This is a genomic window from Chitinophaga filiformis (assembly GCF_023100805.1).
GTDB classification, from domain to species: Bacteria; Bacteroidota; Bacteroidia; order Chitinophagales; family Chitinophagaceae; genus Chitinophaga; species Chitinophaga filiformis_B.
In genome coordinates this window covers 5,836,924-5,859,337 of the sequence record NZ_CP095855.1, presented here as the reverse complement: position 1 = coordinate 5,859,337, position 22,414 = coordinate 5,836,924, and the positions used below count along the sequence as shown (strand labels likewise).

Annotated in this window: 26 protein-coding genes; 14 read left to right on the top strand and 12 right to left on the bottom strand. The window is 46.3% G+C overall.

Annotation, left to right across the window (positions count from 1 at the left end; all coding sequences use genetic code 11):
- Window positions 1-37 precede the first annotated feature (37 nt).
- From MYF79_RS22745 to MYF79_RS22730, 4 genes are all read right to left on the bottom strand, one after another.
- A complete protein-coding gene (locus MYF79_RS22745; RefSeq protein ID WP_247810120.1) occupies window positions 38-697 on the bottom strand; it encodes a response regulator transcription factor in 660 nt (219 codons plus the stop codon).
- Window positions 698-835: 138 nt separating this feature from the next.
- Entirely contained in the window at window positions 836-1,639 is an 804-nt protein-coding gene (locus MYF79_RS22740; protein WP_247810119.1) for a sensor histidine kinase, read from the bottom strand.
- A complete protein-coding gene (locus MYF79_RS22735) occupies window positions 1,636-2,277 on the bottom strand; it encodes a hypothetical protein (RefSeq protein WP_247810118.1) in 642 nt (213 codons plus the stop codon). Before MYF79_RS22735 ends, MYF79_RS22740 begins: the two co-directional genes overlap by 4 nt.
- 58 nt (window positions 2,278-2,335) lie before the next feature.
- Complete coding sequence (locus MYF79_RS22730) at window positions 2,336-2,746, bottom strand: hypothetical protein (RefSeq protein WP_247810117.1); 411 nt, start codon at window positions 2,744-2,746, stop codon at window positions 2,336-2,338.
- Between the two features lie 430 nt (window positions 2,747-3,176).
- Here MYF79_RS22730 and MYF79_RS22725 point away from each other — a divergent pair, with 430 nt between their 5' ends.
- Complete coding sequence (locus tag MYF79_RS22725) at window positions 3,177-4,043, top strand: hypothetical protein (protein WP_247810116.1); 867 nt, start codon at window positions 3,177-3,179, stop codon at window positions 4,041-4,043.
- 131 nt (window positions 4,044-4,174) lie between these two features.
- Here the strand turns inward: MYF79_RS22725 and MYF79_RS22720 are convergent, their stop codons facing one another.
- The 3 genes from MYF79_RS22720 to MYF79_RS22710 all read right to left on the bottom strand — a co-directional run bounded on the left by MYF79_RS22720 (window position 4,175) and on the right by MYF79_RS22710 (window position 7,575).
- Window positions 4,175-5,146, bottom strand: a complete 972-nt coding sequence (locus MYF79_RS22720; RefSeq protein ID WP_247810115.1) for a phosphatidylinositol-specific phospholipase C — start codon at window positions 5,144-5,146, stop codon at window positions 4,175-4,177.
- Window positions 5,147-6,169: 1,023 nt separating this feature from the next.
- The gene (gene xerD, locus MYF79_RS22715; protein ID WP_247810114.1) at window positions 6,170-7,066 is read right to left on the bottom strand and encodes a site-specific tyrosine recombinase XerD; all 897 of its coding nucleotides are present in this window, start codon (window positions 7,064-7,066) and stop codon (window positions 6,170-6,172) included.
- 89 nt (window positions 7,067-7,155) lie between these two features.
- Window positions 7,156-7,575 carry a nucleoside-diphosphate kinase gene (locus MYF79_RS22710; protein WP_199655466.1) on the bottom strand — a complete coding sequence of 140 codons (420 nt, stop codon included), beginning with the start codon at window positions 7,573-7,575 and terminating at the stop codon, window positions 7,156-7,158.
- Between the two features lie 157 nt (window positions 7,576-7,732).
- Between MYF79_RS22710 and MYF79_RS22705 the strand changes: the two genes are divergently transcribed.
- Entirely contained in the window at window positions 7,733-8,737 is a 1,005-nt protein-coding gene (locus tag MYF79_RS22705; protein WP_247810113.1) for a DHH family phosphoesterase, read from the top strand.
- 27 nt (window positions 8,738-8,764) lie between these two features.
- Window positions 8,765-9,646 (top strand): FKBP-type peptidyl-prolyl cis-trans isomerase, encoded by an 882-nt coding sequence (locus MYF79_RS22700; RefSeq protein WP_199655464.1) that lies wholly within the window; start codon window positions 8,765-8,767, stop codon window positions 9,644-9,646.
- A gap of 429 nt (window positions 9,647-10,075) precedes the next feature.
- Here the strand turns inward: MYF79_RS22700 and cdaA are convergent, their stop codons facing one another.
- Entirely contained in the window at window positions 10,076-10,885 is an 810-nt protein-coding gene (gene cdaA / locus MYF79_RS22695; protein WP_247810112.1) for a diadenylate cyclase CdaA, read from the bottom strand.
- Between the two features lie 30 nt (window positions 10,886-10,915).
- Window positions 10,916-11,779 (bottom strand): dihydropteroate synthase, encoded by an 864-nt coding sequence (gene folP, locus MYF79_RS22690; protein WP_247810111.1) that lies wholly within the window; start codon window positions 11,777-11,779, stop codon window positions 10,916-10,918.
- Between the two features lie 91 nt (window positions 11,780-11,870).
- Here folP and MYF79_RS22685 point away from each other — a divergent pair, with 91 nt between their 5' ends.
- The 6 genes from MYF79_RS22685 (at window position 11,871) to MYF79_RS22660 (ending at window position 16,357) form a co-directional block, all read left to right on the top strand.
- Window positions 11,871-12,959: a BT_3928 family protein gene (locus MYF79_RS22685; protein WP_247810110.1), complete on the top strand. Its 1,089-nt coding sequence runs from the start codon at window positions 11,871-11,873 to the stop codon at window positions 12,957-12,959.
- A gap of 4 nt (window positions 12,960-12,963) precedes the next feature.
- A complete protein-coding gene (locus MYF79_RS22680) occupies window positions 12,964-14,016 on the top strand; it encodes an ABC transporter permease (protein WP_247810109.1) in 1,053 nt (350 codons plus the stop codon).
- Window positions 14,017-14,248: 232 nt separating this feature from the next.
- Window positions 14,249-14,764 (top strand): RNA polymerase sigma factor, encoded by a 516-nt coding sequence (locus MYF79_RS22675; protein ID WP_247810108.1) that lies wholly within the window; start codon window positions 14,249-14,251, stop codon window positions 14,762-14,764.
- Window positions 14,754-15,254, top strand: coding sequence for a hypothetical protein (locus MYF79_RS22670; RefSeq protein WP_247810107.1), 501 nt, complete (start codon window positions 14,754-14,756; stop codon window positions 15,252-15,254). The genes MYF79_RS22675 and MYF79_RS22670 overlap by 11 nt, the downstream gene beginning before the upstream one ends.
- 36 nt (window positions 15,255-15,290) lie before the next feature.
- Entirely contained in the window at window positions 15,291-15,818 is a 528-nt protein-coding gene (locus MYF79_RS22665) for a DUF4252 domain-containing protein (protein ID WP_247810106.1), read from the top strand.
- 29 nt (window positions 15,819-15,847) lie between these two features.
- On the top strand, window positions 15,848-16,357 hold the full coding sequence (locus MYF79_RS22660; protein WP_247810105.1) for a DUF4252 domain-containing protein: 510 nt from the start codon (window positions 15,848-15,850) through the stop codon (window positions 16,355-16,357).
- Between the two features lie 215 nt (window positions 16,358-16,572).
- On the opposite strand, the gene MYF79_RS22655 is transcribed toward MYF79_RS22660, so the two are convergent.
- The 3 genes from MYF79_RS22655 to recF form a co-directional block, all read right to left on the bottom strand.
- Window positions 16,573-16,992, bottom strand: coding sequence for a DUF3828 domain-containing protein (locus tag MYF79_RS22655; RefSeq protein WP_247810104.1), 420 nt, complete (start codon window positions 16,990-16,992; stop codon window positions 16,573-16,575).
- A 167-nt stretch (window positions 16,993-17,159) separates the two neighbouring features.
- Window positions 17,160-17,447 (bottom strand): DUF721 domain-containing protein, encoded by a 288-nt coding sequence (locus MYF79_RS22650; RefSeq protein ID WP_247810103.1) that lies wholly within the window; start codon window positions 17,445-17,447, stop codon window positions 17,160-17,162.
- A gap of 24 nt (window positions 17,448-17,471) precedes the next feature.
- Window positions 17,472-18,554: a DNA replication/repair protein RecF gene (gene recF, locus MYF79_RS22645; RefSeq protein ID WP_247810102.1), complete on the bottom strand. Its 1,083-nt coding sequence runs from the start codon at window positions 18,552-18,554 to the stop codon at window positions 17,472-17,474.
- Between the two features lie 182 nt (window positions 18,555-18,736).
- On the opposite strand from recF, the gene pdhA reads away from it, so the two are divergent.
- The 5 genes from pdhA (at window position 18,737) to MYF79_RS22620 (ending at window position 22,388) form a co-directional block, all read left to right on the top strand.
- The gene (gene pdhA / locus MYF79_RS22640) at window positions 18,737-19,747 is read left to right on the top strand and encodes a pyruvate dehydrogenase (acetyl-transferring) E1 component subunit alpha (protein WP_199655452.1); all 1,011 of its coding nucleotides are present in this window, start codon (window positions 18,737-18,739) and stop codon (window positions 19,745-19,747) included.
- A gap of 138 nt (window positions 19,748-19,885) precedes the next feature.
- Window positions 19,886-20,590 carry a tetratricopeptide repeat protein gene (locus MYF79_RS22635; RefSeq protein ID WP_199655451.1) on the top strand — a complete coding sequence of 235 codons (705 nt, stop codon included), beginning with the start codon at window positions 19,886-19,888 and terminating at the stop codon, window positions 20,588-20,590.
- Between the two features lie 19 nt (window positions 20,591-20,609).
- The gene (gene ribH, locus MYF79_RS22630) at window positions 20,610-21,107 is read left to right on the top strand and encodes a 6,7-dimethyl-8-ribityllumazine synthase (protein ID WP_247810101.1); all 498 of its coding nucleotides are present in this window, start codon (window positions 20,610-20,612) and stop codon (window positions 21,105-21,107) included.
- Between the two features lie 120 nt (window positions 21,108-21,227).
- Complete coding sequence (locus tag MYF79_RS22625) at window positions 21,228-21,947, top strand: (Fe-S)-binding protein (RefSeq protein WP_199655449.1); 720 nt, start codon at window positions 21,228-21,230, stop codon at window positions 21,945-21,947.
- Between the two features lie 30 nt (window positions 21,948-21,977).
- Entirely contained in the window at window positions 21,978-22,388 is a 411-nt protein-coding gene (locus MYF79_RS22620) for an EVE domain-containing protein (RefSeq protein ID WP_199655448.1), read from the top strand.
- The last annotated feature ends 26 nt before the right edge of the window (window positions 22,389-22,414 follow it).

Here is a 22,414-nt window from a genome sequence, read left to right as displayed (position 1 = left end):
AAGATGAATCATCTTTATCATTCTGGCAACCCACTTATCATTCAATCAATCCGTTTCTGAAAGCATGCATGACCAGGCCTACAATGTTCTTGGCGCCTGTCTTTTCCAGCAGTTTCTGCCGGAGGCCTTCTACGGTACGTGGACTCAGGAATATTTCCTTTGATATTTCCTGGGTAGTGTATTCGTTACAGATAAGACGTAGTACTTCCAGTTCACGGTCGGTCAGCTGTACTTCGTTCTGGAAGGTAGGTTTAAAGTGCTGCTTGTTTTTGTGCATCACTTTTTTGAGGAGGGCGAGGTTGACGTTCTCGTTGAAGTAGAAGCCCTTTTCGTAGGTGGTGCAGATAGCTTCGTATATCTCTCCTGGTTCGGCGTTCTTGAGGAGGTAAGCGTTAGCGCCGTTTTCGATGAGGTGCACAATGAAGTTATCGTCTTCATACATGGTAAGAACGATCACTTTTACGTTTGCGTATTTTTCACGCACCTTTTTGGTGGCCTCAATACCGTCCATATTAGGCATCTTCAGGTCCATCAGGATAACGTCAGGCTGTTGCTCTTCCATTATCTGCAGCAGGTGCGCCCCATCTTCAGCTTCAAACACAACACTTATATTCTCGTAAGGGGTGAGGGTATTAATAACGCCACTACGGAAGATCTTATGATCGTCGGCAATGGCCACCTTAATGTTGTTCACCATAGGGGGAGGCTGTTTAAGTATTTTATTAGATTGTCCCTTGCTTTACAGCACAATAAATGCTCACTATGAATGGGATTTGCAGGTCCCGGTCATAGGATATATCGACTGCTCAGCAGGACAAAGCTAGAAAAAATCGTCTTATTCCTCAGGTCTTTGGAAATTTTCCACTCTTATTTCAGCAATTGTACCACAATTCTGGCCGGGAAGATACCTGATATTACCGCCAATAACGTTCAGCCGGCTCTCAATATTCTTTAATCCGAGGCTGCCGGTTTTCTCGCGGGAATTGTCCAGGGAACGCAGCAATAAGCCGTTACCGTTATCTGCTACGTTGATCTGTAATAAGTTAGGGGTACTTCTGTAAGTGATTTCTACCTGAGTAGCCTGGGCATGTTTCAGAATGTTATTGATGAGCTCCTGTACAACGCGGTAGATGTTCAGCGCCTTCTCAAATTCCACCTCCTGTTGTCCGCCTTCATCTTTAAACAGGATCTTTACCTGTTTGTTCTTATTCATCAGGCTACAGAAAGAGTCGAGTGCTTTGGAAAGTCCGAGGTTTTCCAGCGCCTGGGGATGCAGGCTTTGGGAGATGAAGCGGAGATGCTGTATGATCGTATCTGTAAAATCTTTGGTTTCCTTTAACTGCTCCATTTCTCCATTACCGGTCTTCAATAAAGGTTGTAGTTGGTTTAGATTGAGTTTCAGTACGGATAACTGCGCCCCCACTTCATCATGGAGGTCTTCGGCAATGCGTTTGCGTTCCTGTTCCTGGCCCTGGAGAATGGCCATTAACCGTTCTTTCTGTAATTGCAGATCTTTATCACGGATAGCGAGTTTGTGCTGGATTACCTGTTTCTGCTGAAAAATAACCAGTACAACTACCAGTATACTTAACAGCAACATGACTGCCGTTCCGATGATAACTAATTCTGAAATATTCATAGCCGGATTCTTTTTTCTTTCACTAGGCCAATATATAAAAGAATTAATTGAATAATGCCAGCAATGAAGGTGATAGCGAGGATGGAGTCAGATGTACTTTTTAACAGCGTTGCTCCGGTAAATGATCGAAGATTATAACTTAAACAAAATAGGAAAAAGCCACAATGATAAACAAACAGCCCTCCATTGTACCAGAAATCGGGCAGGATATTGACAAAAATGGACTGCTTGACCAGTTCTTCATCTCTCAGTAACTGCCAGAAAAATATAACGCCGTACACCATTTTAATGAATGTCTCTGTAGAGATAGCATAAGAGTTATATGCCGAGGAACCCTCAAACCAGACATAATCCAGCACAACGACTGCGAATACCAACGGAATCATAAGTTTAATGACAATCTTGACAAACTGATATTTGATTACCTCGTGAAAATAGCAGGAAAGGGCTACAAACTGGAGATAGAACATCGCATTGTAAAACCAAAGATTGTTTTTCAATAGGTACGCCAGTCCAATAGTTCCAATACCGGAAGCAACGCTGAGGATGAGATAATAGTATACCCACTTCCCACTTTTCTCAAGCTTGCCCGAGTGAATAATAAAGGGGATCAAAAGCAAGCATTCGATCCCCAGCATAATGTAAAAAAAAATGATTTGAATGTACACTTAATTTGGGTTTAGTTAGATTAACCACTCATGGACAACTTGCAGGACAAGGTAAACCGCCATCAAGTGCACCACCCTCGTCATCGTCTGCGCCTTTAGCTGCAGCGGATGCCGAAAATGCATTTGCATCTGTCGTTTCCTTCTTTTTCTTGTAAAGAATGTTCTGGCCATTTTTGTCAACGGCGTAAATCACCATTTTTTTGTCTTCTATTCCGTCATTGTCGGTATCCTCACCGTAGTAGATGCGTAATCCTACGACGTCCTCTTGACAGGATAAAAGCTCCAAGAATTTTTCTTTTCCGAAGAAGTAAGCCTGGATGAAATCTTCATGGCCATGTTGCTTTCTCTTCCTCTTCATGTAATTGTCCCTCATTCTTTCAGCTTCCTTTTTGGAGACAAAGGAGCCGGCGTCTGGGGGGAAGTGTTTAGGTATCTCCATAATTGTGCTGTGGTTTTTAAGTTGGTGGTAAAATTATTATAAATAATCACTTTGCAAAGCACATACGTATATAACATGTTTGTACCACGTAGTGTTTAGATAATATATTAGTATTATGAATATTAATTAGTTATGATGATTTTGTCCATTCTAATGGGGTAAATACTAACGTAGTGCTCCACAAAAAATACGTAGAACTACGTATTTTTTACAAACAGTACTTTAACGCTTGTCTGCCGTCCATAACTTAGTAATCTTTGCATTGTGAGTTGAGGATAAATTCTTTATCTCACGCGAGCATAGTAAAATGGGCCTTTCTACCCATGTTTGTTCTTCCTTTACTAGACAATGCAGAGAGAAAAAAAGCGGCTATCCATATCGGCCAGAATGAGGTTAAGTATGTTAACCCCTTCTTTTAAACTTTAAAGCTATGTGTTACCTGTTAATTGGAAACATTTCTGCATTGATCTCGGATGATTGTACAGAACCTTTGGTAGATGCATTTTTACGTGTTTATTTACCAGATGGGCGTCACCCAATGGGAGCCCACCCCAAAAAAGACATATTAAATGGTCCCGGTCAGCTTACAGCGGGACAGGTTGAGGCAAAGCGGGATCGCTTACTTGCCGAGACCAGGTTGGATGAGAAGGGGAATTATATGCTGGCCTGGGAACAATTACACTTATTTACGGAACCACTTGAACTTGACATTTGTTTGCGCCACATGCCTGAACAGGCAGATATCAGAGGGATGGAGTCCCATTACCATCTGACTACTACGGTGCCACAATGGAAACGTTCTGGACAACAATATGTTGCGGCTTATGCATATATCCTGCCAGTTGAGAGCTGGCGGCAGATAAGGGCCAATTATGGTACCTGGATAATCGCAGGAACAGTAAGACGATTACATGCCAGGGAGGGACAAGCACAGTTAAAAGTAGAAGCGTACAATGCCGGAAACCATCGCTTATTGGGATGTGCGCGCACCGATGAAAATGGGCGCTATCAACTCCGGTTCAGCAAGAAACAACTGACCAGCAGACTAATGCTGGTCGGTGAACGCCGGAATGTCAGCGGACCGGATATCTATTTTAAAGTGTACCGCGACAAACAGCTGCTCTGGGAAGAAGAAGCTCAGATAGCTGCTATGCCGGAACGCAAAGGTGTGAGGCCCTGCAGTATGATCAACATCATTATGCAGGATGTAGCACTTAAAAAGACATCGGGCTATGTACCCGGTTGGTTAAGCAACTGGGCGGTGTCAGGACGGAAGTCCTCACTGGTAAGTCATTAAGAGATAAGGTACTATTTAACCTATATTCAGTACTACATACCCTCAGATACTAAGTTTGGTGACCCACATACACACACATTTAAAAAAACAGCTACCCCTTTCCAGTTCCCAGGGTAGCTGTTTTTTTATGCCTAAAAATTAGTGTTGGCAATCAGCGAAGCCCTTTCAGCATTCACAAAGTCCATCGGAATAATACCAAATCTGCCGTGCGTATTGCTGGTAAAGTAGGTATTGATCCTTGGGTTGATATTGCCGGATACCGTCGTAATACTAGGTATACCGAAGATCAGTGATTTGTAACCGCTGGTGAAGTTAACGTACAGCACATTATTGCTCTGCGTATTGGCTTCGGTGAACAATGCGTTAATGTTGTTCCATTTTACATTGTTGTCAGGCACCACATACTGGTCCTGGATCTTCAGGCTGGCATTGCTGTTGTTGATGGTAAAGGTGGTATTGTCTGCCCAGGCAGTGGCATCAATACCCTTTGGAGTGGCCGTAGCGCCAAACCTTCTCAGTAATACGATCTTTCCTCTTACCTGTCCCAGCGTAGGGATAGTGGCGCCTAAAGACCAGAAGGCGGAATACTGCTGTACATAAGTGTCGAAAGTCTGCTCGAAGCTCCTGGTGTTGTCAGTAGCATCATACTCTTCTTTCACACTCATCACAATCGTCTCTCCCGGATGGCTTGTCAGGAAACTGGTACAGGCCACCAACACATCGTTAAAGTTCATGTTCTGGTAAATAGAACCGTGGTGGATAGCAAATGCGTTGCCAATGTGGCGGCAACGGATGTCCAGGAAACGAACGCCTGCTTCCAGCTGGGCAGCGATGGTCAGGTCCTGGCATTTGGCGGTGCCTGCCACAGGTTCAACGCGTGCACCACTGTCATGTGTACCCGGGATGGACAGGGCAGCAATGCTGCTGTTGTCAGGAAGGCTGGTCATCCAGCTGTTCATAGCTACCGCAGTTGCCTGGGCTGTCACAGCTACTTCACTGTCTGCTTTCAGCGCCGGTTGGGTCACATCCTCCTTGTAACATCCGGAAAAAAATGCTGCAGACAGCAGGATGCCTGCAACAGGCATGAAACGTTGTGTTTTCATCAGTGTAGGTTTAAGGTTTTATAAGGTTTTATAGGTCTTCTGTTTTTAGGTCTACGTTTAACAGGTTCTCTGTTTACAGGTATTTCGCAGGGATTCGTCAACACGGATCAATTCAGTCTGCATGAATAAGACACACAAGATAACGGGCACAACTATCAGAAAAAAGGAGTTAACAATACGATAATAATCGGACGAAAATCCGTCCGAAGGGTTGCGGCCCTCCGCGTAAGAACCCATAAAAGGGTTTTACGCTGAGGGCTTTTTTTATTGCTTCTCCGGCCGGACAGGGATTGAAAATTTCTTTGCAACACGGTTAAATCAGGGATCTATCCCATATGTGATCTATCCTAAAACCATATATAAGCCATATATAACCCATATCTCTATAAATATGGGTTATATATGGGTCATATATGGCTTATATATGGGTTATATATGGGTTATCTCTGATAATGCAGTATAGTAGGGACTTTACAAGGAGTATGTAAAATAGTTATTTCGTTAGTGTATGAAAATGAATCTTATTTGTATTGAGTACAGTTGTTATAAGATGGATTTCAGGCAAAAAATCCGAAGTTTTCGCTATCGGACGGAGATATTTTTTCATGACGAATGACAAACGGAGGATGGTAACCGGACGAAATCCGGTGGGGCGCACTGTCGAATGAAAATGAGTTTGTATGCGGAATGACAGCAAGCGGATGACGACCAAAGAATGGCAAACCCGGGGAGAATGACAGTATCCCGATCGTTGTCCTGATAAGCAGGATCCAACTATTATCGTAGGGAGAGCGTAAGTGGCACCGGTTTCAGATGGGAATGGCGGGCCTTCGGCTCTCGGGTGACATGATCGGTGCAGTTCAATCCGTATTCAAAATCCTATTCGATTGATAACGCTCAATCGGCTTCCGGAGAGGCGCCGACCGCCATCCCATACTGGAACCGCGCTGCTTAGCGTGCATAAGCGGCAAGGCGGGACAGGAAGAATAACAGGCAAGGCTCAATAGCCTTCAGAATACCGGCTCAAAACCGCGGGTGAAACCTTTGCAAAGTATCTCTCAGAAACTCCCTGTCGAGATGCGTATAGATCTCGGTTGTAGTGATACTCTCATGCCCCAGCATTTCCTGTACGGCACGAAGGTCGGCGCCGCCTTCTACAAGGTGGGTGGCGAAGGAGTGGCGGAAGGTATGGGGTGATACCTGTTTCTCAATGCCTGCTGCTGCGGTGAGGTCTTTAATAACGAGGAAGATCATTACCCGGGTCAGCGCGCTGCCCCGGCGGTTCAGGAAAAGGATATCTTCATGTCCCTTTTTAACAGGCACATGTACCCGTACTTCGTCTTTGTAGATATTGATGTATTTGATAGCATCAGGGCCGATAGGCACCAGGCGTTCTTTGTCGCCTTTGCCCACTACGCGGATGAAGCCTGCATCAAAATGTAGCTGGGATATTTTGAGGCTGACCACTTCGCTGACGCGCAGGCCACAGCTGTACATGGTTTCCAGGATAGCCCGGTTACGCTGGCCTTCCGGCGTACCTGCCTTTACCTGGGCAATGATCTGCTCAATTTCATCAAAGCTGAGCACATCCGGCAATTGCCGCCGTGTTTTGGGCGCCTCGATCAGCAGGGTAGGGTCCTGACGGATGATGTCTTCCAGCAACAGATAGCGGTAAAAGGCTTTGATACCGGAAATGATCCTGGCCTGTGAGGTAGCGCTCATGCCCAGGTTAGCGATCCATTGTACACAAGCCTGCAATTCAGCTAATGTTACCTGGTCGGGGGGAAGCTGCAGACCAGCCGATTGCAGGTATTGCACCAGTTTCTCTACATCGCGGATATAGGCCTCGATAGAATTGACTGACAGGGATCGCTCCAGTTGAAGATATGCTTTGAATCCTTTCAGGTATATGTCCCACATGGACGGCAATATACACAAAAAAGGCCCTCCCAAAGCGATGGGAGAGCCTCTTATATCATTTACCGGCAATCAGTTTGCCGGCAGTTTAATTAGAATTTTTCCAGACCGGAGAAGAAGAAGCTACCTTCGATCTCTGCGTTCTCGTCAGAGTCAGAACCGTGAACGGCGTTACGACCTACAGACTCAGCGTATTTTTTACGGATAGTGCCTTCTTCTGCATTGGCAGGATTAGTAGCACCGATCAGTTTACGGAAGTCTTCCACAGCATTGGCTTTCTCCAGGATAGCTGCCACGATGTGACCGCTGCTCATGAATTCTACCAGTTCGCCATAAAAAGGCCTTTCTTTATGCACAGCATAAAATTCACCCGCTTTCTCTGCAGAGAGCCTGGTCATTTTCATTGCCACGATACGGAAACCGGCAGCGTTAATTTGCGCAAGAATACCACCAATATGCCCATTTTCAACGGCATCCGGCTTAATCATTGTAAAAGTTCTGTTGTTAGCCATATATTTAGATTCCTAATTAACTAATTTGCGCGCAAATGTAACCAGAATTTGTTTAGTGATGAAAAAAAAGAGAACTTCGCACTTCATTTTTTGGCAGAAAACGGTTATATTTTATTGTTAATATAAAAGCAGGCACGCCTGTACTTAAAGGTTAAGAATGAAGAGGATAGAGGAAATTAAGCCCTTGCTGGAAACCCCTAAAAGAGTGGTAATAACAATGCATCAGAAACCAGATGCAGACGCAATGGGCTCATCACTGGCCTTGTATCATTATCTCAGACAGAAAGGTCATGATGTTACTGTTATTTCCCCTACCAATTTCCCGGATTTCCTGATCTGGATGCCGGGTGCCAAGGAAGTAATTGATTTTGAATCCATGCAGGATAAAGCGCTGAAGGCGCTGGAAGGAATTGACCTGCTGTTTTGCCTGGACTTCAATGCATTGTACCGTACAAAAGGTATGGAGCCATACCTGACACAGATGGCCTGCACCAAGATCCTGGTAGACCATCACCTGGAGCCGCAGCCCGTTTTTGACTATGGTATCAGCGATACTACCGCCGCCTCTACAGCCCAGCTGATATACGAGATCATCTATAAACTGGGAGATGAGGACCTGATCAACGAAGATATGGCCCAGTGTATTTATGCAGGCACCATGACAGATACAGGTTCTTTCCGTTTTACCTCCACTTCTGCAAGAGTACACCGTATGGTGGCCGATCTGTTTGACCGCGGCCTCAAACACGAGATCATCCACTCAGCGATCTACGACAATTTCCTTGAAAACCGCCTGCGCTTCCTGGGCCACAGCCTGCTGAACCGTATGGAGGTCTATTACGAATATAATACAGCCATGATCGCCATCCCGTATACGGACCTGAAGCGTTTTGACCTGCAGACCGGCGATACAGAAGGAGTTGTGAACTTCCTGCTGTCTATCCAGGGTATCAAGCTGGCAGCGCTGATCATAGACCGTCATGCGGAAATAAAACTATCCTTCCGTTCCAAAGGAGATTTTGATGTGAACACGTTTGCCCGGAAATATTTCGACGGTGGTGGGCATTTCCACGCAGCCGGCGGCCACAGCTCCGAGACACTTGAAAGAACCGTGCAGCATTTTATTGAAGCCATTAAAGAGAACGAAGAACAGTTACAATAAGTTATTCAATCCTACTAATACAGTCAAATGAAAAAGAACAAACAGTTGTTAGTTGCAGCATTAGGCCTTTTGCTGGCCAGCTGCGGTACCGGTGGCAGTAAAAAGACACCTGGTGGCGTAGACTTCGTTGTTCATAAGTCAGGAAGTGGTGCGCAGCTGAAGCTGGGTGACACTGTACTGCTGAACATCATCCAAAGTCTGAACGATTCCGTACTCGTTGAGTCCCGCAAGATGGCCGGAGGTCCCGTACCTTTCGTTATCTCCAAGTCCGTTAACAAGTACGACCTGATGGATGGTCTGGCTATGCTGAAAGAAGGCGATAGCGCTACTTTCTCTATTCCTATCGATAGTCTGCCTGAACCTCATCCACCATTCGGTAAAAAAGGCGATAAGCTGAATGTGACTTTCATCGTAGTAGGTAAATATGCAGCTGCTGAACAGAAAGCAAAAGACGAAAAGGTCATTAAAGAATACATGGATAAAAACAAGATCACCGCTACTGCTACTCCTGAGGGCGTATATGTGTCCGTTAAGGAAGAAGGTACCGGTGCTCAGCCTAAAGCAGGCGATACCGTTTACGTACACTACACCGGTAAACTGCTGGATGGTAAAGTATTTGATTCCAGCCTGGATTCTACACTGAGACCAGGTATGAAGATCGAGCCTATCAAATTCCCTATCGGTCGCGGTTTCGTGATCAAAGGCTGGGATGCTGGTATCGCTGCTCTGAAAAAAGGCAGCAAGGCTACGCTGATCATTCCTTCTACTTTAGCTTACGGTTTACAGGGTAGTCCTCCTGCTATCCCAGGTAACTCTGTACTGGCATTCGATGTTCAGCTGGTAGACGTTAAAGCTGGCGCTCCTGAAGCTCCTGCTGCTCCTGCTGCACTGCAACCAGGTAAGAAATAATCAGTAATTACCAATATTAAAAACGGCCGTTCGCCTTGGGTGGACGGCCGTTTTTTATTGGATTATTGGTGATCCATCTATTGCGGGGGATTCGGCGGGTGTCACCTGAACCCGGGGTTGTCACGCGAACCCGGGGTGTCACGCGAACCGGGGTTGTCACGCGAACCCGGGGTTGTCACCCCGGGCTACAAACACGTGGCTCCTGACGGAGCCGATTGCCTGGAATGAGACCTGGAATGATGCCTTGTTGTGCTGTGCCGGTTATCGCCGTGAATTGTCGTTATCAACCCGGGGTTTCACGCGAACCCGGGGTTGTCACCCCGGGCTACAAACACGTGGCTCCTGACGGAGCCGATTGCGTGGAATGATGCCACGAATGATGCCTTGTTGTGCTGTGCAGGTTATCGGCCGGTTAAAACACACGCTCCTCTAATACCCGTCAACCATCACCTCATACATCTTCACCTTCAGCTCTTCCAGTGAAACATCCTGTACAAGGTTACCATCCTGTGCGTAGGAAATAGCACCGGTTTCTTCCGAAACAATCAGGGCCAGGTTATCGCTGTGCTCCGTGATGCCTACGGCGGAACGGTGACGTAAACCGATGCGGGTAGGAAGGTTAGGATTCTCTGATACGGGTAGTATTACCTTTGCGGCCAGTATTTTGTTGCCAACAATGATCAGTGCTCCGTCATGCAGGGGACTTCCTTTACAGAAGATACTTTCGAGCAGTTTAGCGTTGATGTTACTATCGATAGCTATGCTGGAAGCAGTGTCAAACTTCACACGATAAGTATTGGCGATCACGATCAATGCTCCCGTACGACTACCGGCCATGCGGGCTATTGCGGTGATCACTTCATTGATGATATTCTCTTCTTCCTTGTAGCTCTTGAATTTATCGGGCAGGAACAGCTTGGTGAAAAAACTGTCTTTACTCAGCGGAGCCTTCTTTCCCAGTACCAGCAGGAACTTCCTGATCTCCGGCTGGAAAATGATAATGATGGCGATCAAGCCGACATTGATGAAACTCTGCAGCAGGGTGGAGAGTATCGGCATCTGCAGGTGTTGCACTACGAAGTAAGCCAGGTATATGATCAGCAGTCCGACGAAGATATTGAAGGCCAGGCTTCCCTTCAACAGGCGGTACAGCTGTACCACCAGGAAGATCACGATCGCCAGGTCCAGTATATTTAACCAGTGGAAACGATAACCGTAAAAACTAAATAAGTTTTCCATAGATTGTAAAAATAGCGAATATTTTACTAGCTAAAGCGCATTCATATACTGTGTGATCTTTATTGCTTCCATGGCTGCTTTCACATCATGCACACGCAGTATCTGCGCACCCTGCTGTAAAGCGAGTGTATGCAATACTGTTGTACCGTTCAGCGCTTCGGCAGGTGTAGTGTCAAGCAGTTTATAGATCATCGATTTCCTGGAAATACCTACCAGCAGCGGACAATCCAGCATGTGAAATACGTGGAGCTTCTTCATCAGCGTATAGTTGTGGGCGATGGTTTTGCCAAAGCCAAACCCCGGATCGATGATAATATCTTTAATGCCTGCCTGCAGGCATTCCGCGCGTTTACGGATAAAGTAATCCAGTACTTCCTGTGTCACGTCTTCATAGCTGGGCTGCTTTTGCATATTGGCAGGCGTACCTTTCATATGCATGGCGATGTAAGGTACCTGCAGGCGGCCAACAATCGGGATCATTTCCTTATCCATATCACCGGCGCTGATATCGTTGACGATGGCTGCGCCCGCATGTATAGTCTGTTCTGCTACATTCGCATAATAAGTATCGATAGAGAGGATGGCTTTCGGATAATGTTCTTTGAGTATCCTGACCGCCGGCAGCAGGCGTTCCAGTTCTGTTTCAGGACCAACGTCTATGGCGCCGGGACGGGTACTCTGTGCACCGATGTCCAGGATCTGTGCACCTTCTTCCAGGAGCTTTGCGGCTCTTTCAAGAATGAGATCAATATGCTGCGTTCTGCTGCCGGCAAAAAAGGAATCTTCCGTGATGTTGATGATGCCCATGATAACTGGTTTGGACAAATCCAGTAATGCGCCCTGACAGTTGATCGTGCCGCTATATTCGCCGTTCTTCCCTTCCATAGTATCCATTTGCGTTTTATTGATTATTTTGCCAGACAAAAATAGAATAATGTGGTGATCTGCAAGTAAGTATGTGAGCACCACTTAAAATAAGTTATCCATGAAACTGCTCCTGAACCTATTAAGAATTATCGTTGGTGTTTTATTTATATTCTCAGGCCTTGTTAAAGCAAACGATCCCCTTGGGCTCAGTTATAAAATGGAGGAGTTTTTCGAGGTCCTGCACATGACCTTCATGTCCCCCTTATCGCTTACCTACTCCCTGGTGATGAATACCCTGGAGATCGCGCTGGGCGCTGCTTTGCTCTTAGGCTTCAGCATGCGTTTAACCTCTACCTTACTGCTGATCATGATCGCGTTCTTTACTTTCCTGACAGGCTATGCCCTGTACAGCGGGGAAATAAGGGAATGCGGATGTTTTGGCGATTGTATCAAACTGACGGCAACAGAGACCTTCTGGAAAGATGTGATATTGCTGGTGATGATACTGATCATTTTCATCTACCGGAAACGCATTCAGCCGCTGTTTGGTAAAAAGCTGACGGCGATGCTCACCCTCCTGTCTGTTTTATTGGCGGCCGGTTTACAATGGTATACGTTATCGCATCTGCCTATCGTGGATTGCCTGGGATATAAAGTGGGCAACAACCTGCCTGAGAAGATGAAACTGCCTCCCGGCGCCCGTCCTGCTGAATATGAAACCGTGCTGATATACGAAAAGGATGGCCAGCAGAAGGAATTTACGCCTGAAAACTATCCATGGTCAGACAGCACCTGGAAGTTTGTAGACCGTCGCGATAAACTGGTACGTGAAGCAGAAGGAGAGGCGCCTGTAAAAGATTTCATCCTCACTGACCTGGATGGCGCAGACCAGACCCAGGCTATCCTGTCTGAGCCAACACCGGTATACCTGTTCCTTGTGAAGAATGTCAATGAAGCAGGTAAAGGCTGGGATGCGAAAATGCATGCCCTGCAGGAACAGTTTAAAGCCGGCAAGGTATATATATATGGTGTGACCGCTTCCGGTAAAGCTGATATTTCGGCCTTTACCGCTGCACATGGATTGCAGTTCCCTTTCCTGCAGATGGACGGTACCGCCATCAAGACGGCAGGTAGGAGCAATCCATGCCTGATATTGCTGGAAAAGGGCACTGTAAAGGGCAAATGGCATTATAACGATATACCATAAATGCATGTTCAGATTTCTGTTGCGTAAACTCGGTTATGGAATACTGGTGCTGCTGGGCGTAGTACTGCTTGTATTCTTCCTGTTCAACGTACTGCCGGGAGATCCGGCCCGTTTGACACTGGGACAGCGAGCAGATGTGACATCGCTTGAAAATGTCAGAAAGGAATTGCACCTGGATAAACCATTACCGGTGCAGTTCCTTTTGTATTTAAATGACCTTTCCCCACTGAGTATTCATACACAGGAAGAAGCCGAAGGTGTGTTGCATTATGTCACACTGGGCCATTTATCGGGCAACAGGTTGCTGGTGCTGAAAACGCCTTATCTGCGCCGTTCCTACCAGGGAAAGAAGGACGTATGGGAAATACTGACGGAAGCCCTGCCGGGAACATTGGTGTTGGCTATTGCCGCTATGCTGTTTGCAACAGTGGCAGGGATAGGACTAGGCATCATATCCGCAGTAAAACAAAATACCTGGATGGATACCGGGGCCGTGTTTGCAAGTGTAATGGGCATTTCTGCCCCCTCTTTCTTCATGGGCATTGTGGTGGCTTACCTGTTTGGCTTTGTGTGGAGTGACTATACAGGGCTGCATATGACGGGTAGTTTGTATGAAACGGATCCTTTTGCCGGAAGGACCATCAATCTGAATAACCTTATATTACCTGCCATTACGCTGGGTATCCGGCCACTGGCCATTATTGTGCAGTTAACGCGAAGCGCCATGCTGGACGTGCTGCATCAGGACTATATCCGTACTGCTTATGCCAAGGGCCTGCCCGGGCGACTGGTAGTACTGAGGCATGCACTCCGGAATGCCCTGAACCCCGTTATAACTGCTATCACCGGCTGGTTTGCCGAGTTGCTGGCAGGCGCATTTTTCGTAGAGTACATCTTCGGCTGGAAAGGCATCGGGAAAGTAACGGTGGATGCTTTGGAGAAGTTCGATTTCCCGGTACTGATGGGAGCTGTCTTATTTACGGCGGGCATTTTCGTGATCATCAACCTGCTGGCGGATCTTCTGTACACCATTATAGATCCGCGGATAAAATTATAATTTGTCCATTTTAAACGGTTTAATCGCCTGTTCTGAAAATGGACCGGCGGATGAAATTATAATACGCTCATTTTAAACAGGTTAACTTCTTTTTCTGAAAATCTTCATTTTTTTTGTAACAAAGTATTTTATGGGTCGTCTTCTTTGTATAAACGCCCTGTAGCATCCGGATAGGAGAGAAGAGAAAAGCGGTGAGGGTAATTAGTAACTTAGAACAAGGAATCTGTTATTTATGTCTTTAGCGATATTTCTCTCCCAGGTAGTGCCAGTCAGGCAGAAGCTGTATCGCTTTGCCTACAGACTGCTGGAGAACGAGGAAGATGCGATGGATGTAACACAGGATGCTTTGATGAAAGTATGGCAGCAGCAGGAGCGGATGACAGATCTGCAAAACATGGAAGCCTGGTGTATGCGCATAGTGCGTAACCTGTCGCTGGACAAGCTGAAAGCCAGGAAATACCGGAGGGCGGAAGAGTTGGATAAGGCAGGGGATATGCCTGCAACGCATCAGCAGAGCCCTCATGCCGCCGCAGAGCAACAGGACGTGATGAACAGGGTACACCGTATTATTGCGGCACTGCCGGAAAAATACCGTACTATTATGCAACTAAGGGATATTGACGGATATAGCTATCAGGAGATAGCAGATATACTGTGTGTTGACATGAGTGAAGTGAAGATCAATCTTCACCGGGCACGGAAAACAGTACGTGAACAATTACAAAAACTGCAAGTGTATGGAGTTTAATAAAGTCAGGGAATTACTGGACCGTTATTGGGATGGTACCTCTACAGTGGAGGAAGAGGAAGCATTACGCAGTTTTTTCAGCAAGGACATCAGCAACCTTCCCGCAGACCTGAAAGAGGCACAGCCCTTATTCAGATACTTCGCTGCGGAAGAAGATATACCGATGCCGGTATTCCCTGATATAGAGATCGCCGTGGCGCAGGCGCCGGAAAGGCCGGTCAGGCAAATGATATGGCAACACTGGATGAAGTATGCAGCCGTTCTGCTGGTAGCGGTGGGTATAGGTTATGCAGCCCGCCAGGCGGAGTCAAGGCAGGACCGGATAATGGCGTCACTGTCGGAGCAGGACACTTATGATGATCCGGAAAAAGCATTTGCTGTCACACAGAAAGCTTTGCAGCTATTGTCCCGCAATCTGAACAAGGGTACAGCACAGATGCAGAAATTAGCTTACTTCAACGAGGCTACCGACAAGATCAAATCAAATTAATCAAGGCCATTCTACATTTCGATAAAAAAAAAACACATGAAACGCTTTTTGTTACTGTTGCTGCTTGTTGCAGTCACCAGCACGCCGCTATTTGCCCAGCAGGGAAGTGGGATCGACCGCTTTTTTGAAAAGTATGAGAGCGATCAGAGCTTCACCCTGATAAGTGTCACACCCAAGATGTTCAGTATGTTCAGTAAACTGGACATCAATTCCTCCGAAGGAAAGCAATTCCTCCAGATCGTAAAAAAGATCAGGGGCCTGCGCATCCTGGCGAAAGAAAACACGAAAGGAGGTAATCTCTTATTTAAGGAGGCATCGTCCATGCTGAATAAAGAATTTGAAGAGCTGATGACCGTGCGCGATGGAAAGGATGATCTCCGGTTCATGGTAAAGGAAAATGCGAAAGGGAACATTGCAGAACTGATCATGCTGGTAGGCAGCGATAATGAATTCCTGGCAATGAGCCTGATAGGAGACATTGACCTAGCGGAGATCAGCCAGCTGGCATCGAATATGAATATAGATGGTTTTGACAAGCTCAAGAACATCAAGAAGCAGCCTTAACCCACTTTATCACCACATAAGCTTTTGACATGAAATATCTTTCCATCCTAGTAGCAGCGCTTTTGCTGGCAGTAAGTCCGGCGATGGCCCAGAAGAAGTCTCTCCGTAAATTTTATCGTGCGCACCGCGGCGATGCGTTCACCTTCAGGATCGGCGTAGGCAGGGTGCCGCTGAAACTCGCCAGCTGGATAGTGCCGAAGAGTGCGATGAAGGAAGACAGCATACCACTGAAGCACCTGTTATCCCGGGTGCAGAAAGTAAAGGTGTACACTATTTCCGGTGAGGGAAGACCTGCTGTTGACATTGCCGACATGCAGCAATTAAAAAAGACGCTGGTAGAGAAAGATAAATTTGAGGCCCTGGTGGAAGTAAGGGAGGGCAACAGTGTAGTGCATGTCCTGAACAGGGGAAAAGATGATGAACTGGGCCGTGTGGTGATACTGGTGCAGGATGAGAGCGATTTTGTAATGGTGAACCTGCGAACTACCCTCCAGATGAAGGATGTGAATATGCTGATAAAAGGATTCGCAAAGAATTAAGGAACATGCTTGCCGGATATTACTGCTGATAGTCCATATACCGCATTTTATAAAGAAGAAAGGAGATACCCCAAGCTAAATGAATCTCCTGAGAATTGTTTTACAGCCTGCGGGACTTCATCAGGTATCTGAGAAAGGAGCCTGTATCAAATGCGAAGGGCCTCGGAAAGTGTCTGACTTTCCGAGGCCCTTCGCATTTGATACAGGCTCCTTTCTTAATATGTCAGGATATCATCTATCTTGTAAGCCTTGCCTTCCTTTACAACGAGTAGCTTGTTAATGATCCGCTTTTTGGTGTAATTATTTACATAAGACACGACATAAACATTGGGCTTCTGCGCATCTTTATTGATCACCATGGTCCTCAGCCAATCAGCGTCCGTGTCCTGTGCGTTTATAAAAGGATCGCTGTCCAACTCTTCATCATCTGCTATCCTCTTCAGGATCTTTTTGGTGCAATATTTCTTTTGAAGAGAGCTGAGTTGCTTTTCGTCATCTGCAGTAATGTAAGCGGTATAGAACTGCTTTAACATAATAACCGCGCTATCGCCGGAGGTCTTATTCTGCGCCTGGCAAAATGAGCCGAAGCACAGCAGGATGCCAACAAAAAAGGGAGCTAAAAATTGTGTTTTCATATATACCATCTATAAATTTCAGGAGGTCGGAAGCACCAGCTTGCTGGTTTTCCTGACTACTGCTATCAGCAGGCGCATACTATCGCCGGCAGCAGTAACAGCCTTTATATAAAGAAAAAACCGTCTCAATTATTGAAACGGCTTCTTTTTATTAATAATGTTATTATTTACCTGATGATCACTTCTCTTACCACGGCTTCTCCCAGCATTTCGTTTACCAGTTTGATAATACGGTCTTTAGAGTAGCTCAGCTCCTGTTTAAGTGGAGCAACAGTGGTAGTAATGTGTAGCTTATTGTCAATGAGTTGTATATTCTCTGTATAACGTGAGATGGTCTTACCCATGAGTTGTTCCCAGTTCTCCTGTATACGCACCTCTGTCAGCCTCGGTTTAAGCCGGCTTTTAGACATAAAATCCCTGAGTGCATCCTCCATTGACGTCATTCCGTAGCGCATGTGGCAAAGATAGGAATTTCGTTGTTACTCCATCTCTACTAATTGAAAACTCTCTTCATTTTCTTTGAAGGCTTCGCATATTCTTGATGCATGTGTATCGGTAATGAATACCTGGCCATATGCCGGACTACTCACTAATTTTATCAGTCTACTCACTCTTTCCTGGTCCAGTTTTTCAAAGACATCATCGAGCAGGAGGAGGGGGGCAAATTTTTTATGTGCTTTAATGACTTCAAACTGTGCAAGTTTCAGTGCGAAGAGAAAACTTTTACGTTGTCCCTGCGAGGCGCTTGTTTTCATGGCATGATCGTCCAGCAGGAACTGCAGGTCATCACGGTGTATGCCTCCGGTGGTCCTTTGCATCATCATATCCTTATACCGGTTGGCAGCCAGCAGTTCAGTGAAGGTCTGTTCGTGGAGACCGGACTGGTATTGTATATTGACAATTTCATGTTTACCCGCCAGGTAATCATATAGCTCCTGCACCTGTTTGATAAATCCGGGGAGGAAGGCGCGTCTCCATTCAAAAACAGGCGTGCCATGATGCACCAGCTGTTCATCAAATATATCGAGGAGGGCGTCCTGGTTGCCGCCCTGGGTAGCGATGGTTTTCAGCAGGCTGTTTTTCTGTTGTAATATTTTCTGATAGGTGATGAGGTGATCGAGATAGCCCGGATGCAGCTGACAGAGCAGGGCATCCAGCCATTTACGGCGTTCTTCACTACCGCCCAGGATGATCTCGGCGTCGTCGGGAGCGATCATCACGGCAGGGTACTGACCTATATGCCGGGAGAAACGTTCGTAAGGCTCATCGTTGAGGGCAATTTCCTTTTTGCCGTCTTTGAGGGTACAGACCACCTTTCCTTCCTGGCCCTCCCTGTCGAGGTATGCTTCCAGGCGGAAACCGTTGGTATGGTAATGGGTATTCTGCGCTTCGCTGCTTGTAAAGTAGCTTTTGGTGAAGCATATATAATATATGGCATCGAGCAGGTTGGTCTTACCGGAACCGTTGCGCCCGGTGATGCCGATGATGCGTTTATGGAAGGTGAAACTTTTCCCGGAGTAATTTTTAAACTGAACAAGTGATATCTTTCTGAGCGACAGCAATTAACGTTCTGATTATCAGTTATGAATTAAAAATAAATTTATCGTAACCTGCCTGCGTGCATGGAAAGACTGGTAATCAGGCCTTCCGGGAAACCCGCTATTTACGGACAAGTTGCTGCAAAGTTGCAAAGTATTTAGTTTTTAGGATTTTCCTGTTATATTTGCGGACAAATTAAGAAACAGTGGCTACAAAAACAGACGTAAAGACGAAATTCACCAAAGAGACATATTTGTACTGGTATGAATTGATGCTCTTGCTGCGCCGCTTTGAAGAAAAAGCCGGCCAATTGTATGGGATGCAGAAGATTCGTGGTTTTTGTCACCTGTACATCGGACAGGAAGCAATTGCCGCAGGTGCAATGACTGCGACTAAACCGGACGACAAGTTCATCACTGCCTACCGCGACCATGCGCTGGCTATAGCAAAAGGAATGACTGCTGATGAGTGTATGGCTGAGCTGTATGGTAAAGCTACAGGTTGTTCAAAGGGTAAAGGTGGTAGTATGCACTTCTTTGCTCCGGATAAAGGTTTTTATGGTGGTCATGGTATCGTGGGAGCACAGATCGGTACAGGCGCCGGACTGGCTTTTGCTGAGCAGTACAAGGGCACTGACAACGTAGCGCTTTGCTTCTTCGGTGATGGTGCTGCCCGCCAGGGTATGCTGCATGAGACCTTCAACATGGCCATGCTGTGGAAACTGCCGGTAATATTCATTTGCGAAAACAACATGTACGCGATGGGTACTTCAGTAGAACGTACTTCCAACGTACTGGATATCTATAAGTTAGCGAACGCCTACGATATGCCCAGCGCTACTATCGATGGTATGAGCGCTGAAGCTGTACACGAAGGCGTTGAAAGAGCCGTAAAACGTGCACGCGCCGGTGAAGGTCCTACCTTACTGGAAATCAAGACTTACCGTTACCGTGGTCACTCCATGAGCGATCCGGCTAAATACCGTACCAAAGAGGAAGTAGAAGAGTATAAGGAAAAAGATCCGATCAACCAGGTACTGGCTACTATTCAGAAGAATAAATGGGCTACGGAAGCGGAGATCGAAGCTATCAACGAAAAGGTGAAACAGGAAGTGGAGCATTGCGTACAGTTCGCAGAAGAGTCTCCATGGCCTTCAGATGATGAGCTGCTGAAAGACGTATATGTTCAACAGGATTACCCATTCATTGTTGACTAAATAATATGTAAAAGGTTAGCGATCCCGGCTGTTTAATATAAACGGGTAGATTCGCTAACCTTTTTTATATTTGCGGGAATTTTACACAGCCGTACCTGTACCGTAATAAGAAATAACAATTTAACGATCACATTTACAATGACCGAGACAAAAAATAAGACCGCAGCTGAAAATACTTCGGTGTCTAAGGAATTCCAACTGGAAGACTCAATCCACAAGGCGGAACAGTTCTTTAACAAGAATAAAAACAGCATCATCATAGCCCTGCTCGTAATAGTAGTGGTAGTGGGCGGTTCTTTTGCCTACAACAGATTCATTAAAGGCCCTAACGAAAAGAAGGCACAGGACATGGTATTCCATGCACAGCAGTATTTCGAGCGGGATTCTTTCCGTGTTGCATTAAATGGAGACGGTAACTATTACGGATTCCTGCAGGTAATTGATAAATACGGCAGCACCAAAACAGGTCAGTTGGCAAAATATTATGCAGGCGTATGCTATGTAAAGCTGGGTGAATTCCAGAAAGGTGCAGATCTGCTGAGCAGCTATAGCAGCGGCGATCAGATCGTACAGGCAATGGCTTATGGCCTGGCCGGCGACGCTTACATGGAACTGGGCAAAACTGAAGAAGGTATTGAATATTATAAGAAAGCAGGTCATCACAGCAACAATGAGCTGACTGCTCCTACTTACCTGTTCCGCGCAGGTCTGGCACTGGAAAAAGCAAACAAACCTGCTGATGCCATTGCTGTTTATAAAGAAATCCGCGACAAATATCCTCAGACCGCAGAAGGCCGCGAAATGGACAAATACCTGGCGCGCCTGGGCGAAGTGAGGAATTAATTGATATTTTAATCTGGTCATGTCAATACATAATCAAAGTTTATTGAACGATGCTGGCATTCTCAATTTAGAGGATGCCAGTGTTGTTATAGTATATACCGAATGGAATGATACGGTGATCAACGAACTGGTAGCAGGTTGCGACCGCTCGCTGGCACAATACAAGGTATCCAAGGTCTCAAAAGTAATTGTACCAGGCGCATTTGAGCTGCCTTTCGCCTGCAAACAGTACTGGGAACGTACGCAGGGTACATCCAGGCAACCTGGCGCTATTATTGCTTTCGGATGCGTGATAAGAGGAGAAACCCCACATTTTGACTATGTTTGTAAAGGTGTAACGGAAGGTATCATGCAATTAAACCTGGAATTACCGGTACCCGTTATCTTCGGCATCCTGACTGTCGACAATATGCAGCAGGCGGAGGAAAGACTGGGTGGCATACATGGGCACAAAGGGGAGGAAGCCGCTATCACCGCACTGAAAATGATATCTATGATGCGTCAATTGCAGGCATAGCCACTAAGCCCCATATTAGTTACGTGTGATGTTCATTGTCGCTACAGTTTCAGGCCGGTTACTTTATTCCTGTTGCCAGCAGCTACCAAAACTGCGGCTTTATAACTAAAGACTAACTCAATGAACGTACAGCTTTTTATTCCATGCTTCGTAGATCAGCTGTTCCCGGAAACAGGCTTCAATATGGTGAAGGTGCTGGAAAAGCTGGGATGTAACGTTAATTATAATCCCAACCAGACCTGTTGCGGACAACCTGCTTTTAATGCAGGATACTGGGATGAAGCCCGCTCCGTTGCCAACAAATTCATCAAGGACTTTCATACTGTCGACTATATAGTGGCGCCAAGCGGCTCCTGCACAGGGTTTGTACGTAATTACTACGGCAAGCTGTTTGACAATTCCGCTGCACACAATGATGTGAAGATGCTGCGCAGGCAACTGTATGAATTCACAGAATTCCTGACAGACGTACTGCATGTTACAGACATCGGTGCAACGCTCAATGGTGTGGCTACCTATCATGATGCCTGCGGTGCATTGCGCGAATGCGGTATCAAGGAAGGCCCCCGCAGCCTGCTCTCTAAAGTGAAAGGACTGGAGCTGAAGGAAATGAACGATTGCGAAGTATGCTGCGGCTTTGGCGGAACATTTTCAGTGAAGTTTGAACCTATCTCTATCGGTATGGGCGAACAGAAAGTGAACAATGCAGTGGCCAGCGGCGCAGATTACCTGATCTCTACAGACCTTTCCTGCCTGATGCACCTGGATGGTTATATCAGGAAACATGAACTGAATATTAAAACGATGCATATTGCCGATGTACTGGCCAGTGGCTGGTAAGCGGCGAAGACGAATTAAAATCATCAGACAATGAACTACTGGCTTGTAAAATCAGAACCTTTTAAATACTCGTGGGATCAATTTGTAAAGGACGGGAAAACCTTCTGGGACGGTGTACGCAATTACCAGGCGCGCAATAACCTGAAAGGCATGAAGAAGGGAGACCAGGTATTGTTCTACCACAGTAATGAAGGCCTGGCCGTAGTGGGTATTGCCAAAGTAGCGAAAGAACATTACCAGGACCCGACCACGCCGGATCCGAACTGGGTAGTGGTAGACCTGCAGCCCCTGAAGCCGTTTAAAACACCGGTGACGCTGGCGCAGATGAAAGCTGAAAAAAGACTGGAAAATCTTTCCCTCATCCGCCAGGGCCGTCTCTCCGTCTGTGCCGTGACTGCAGACGAATTTGAGACCATCCTGGAAATGGGAGACATGAAATAATTTATGGAATTTTAATTCCAGCCGCA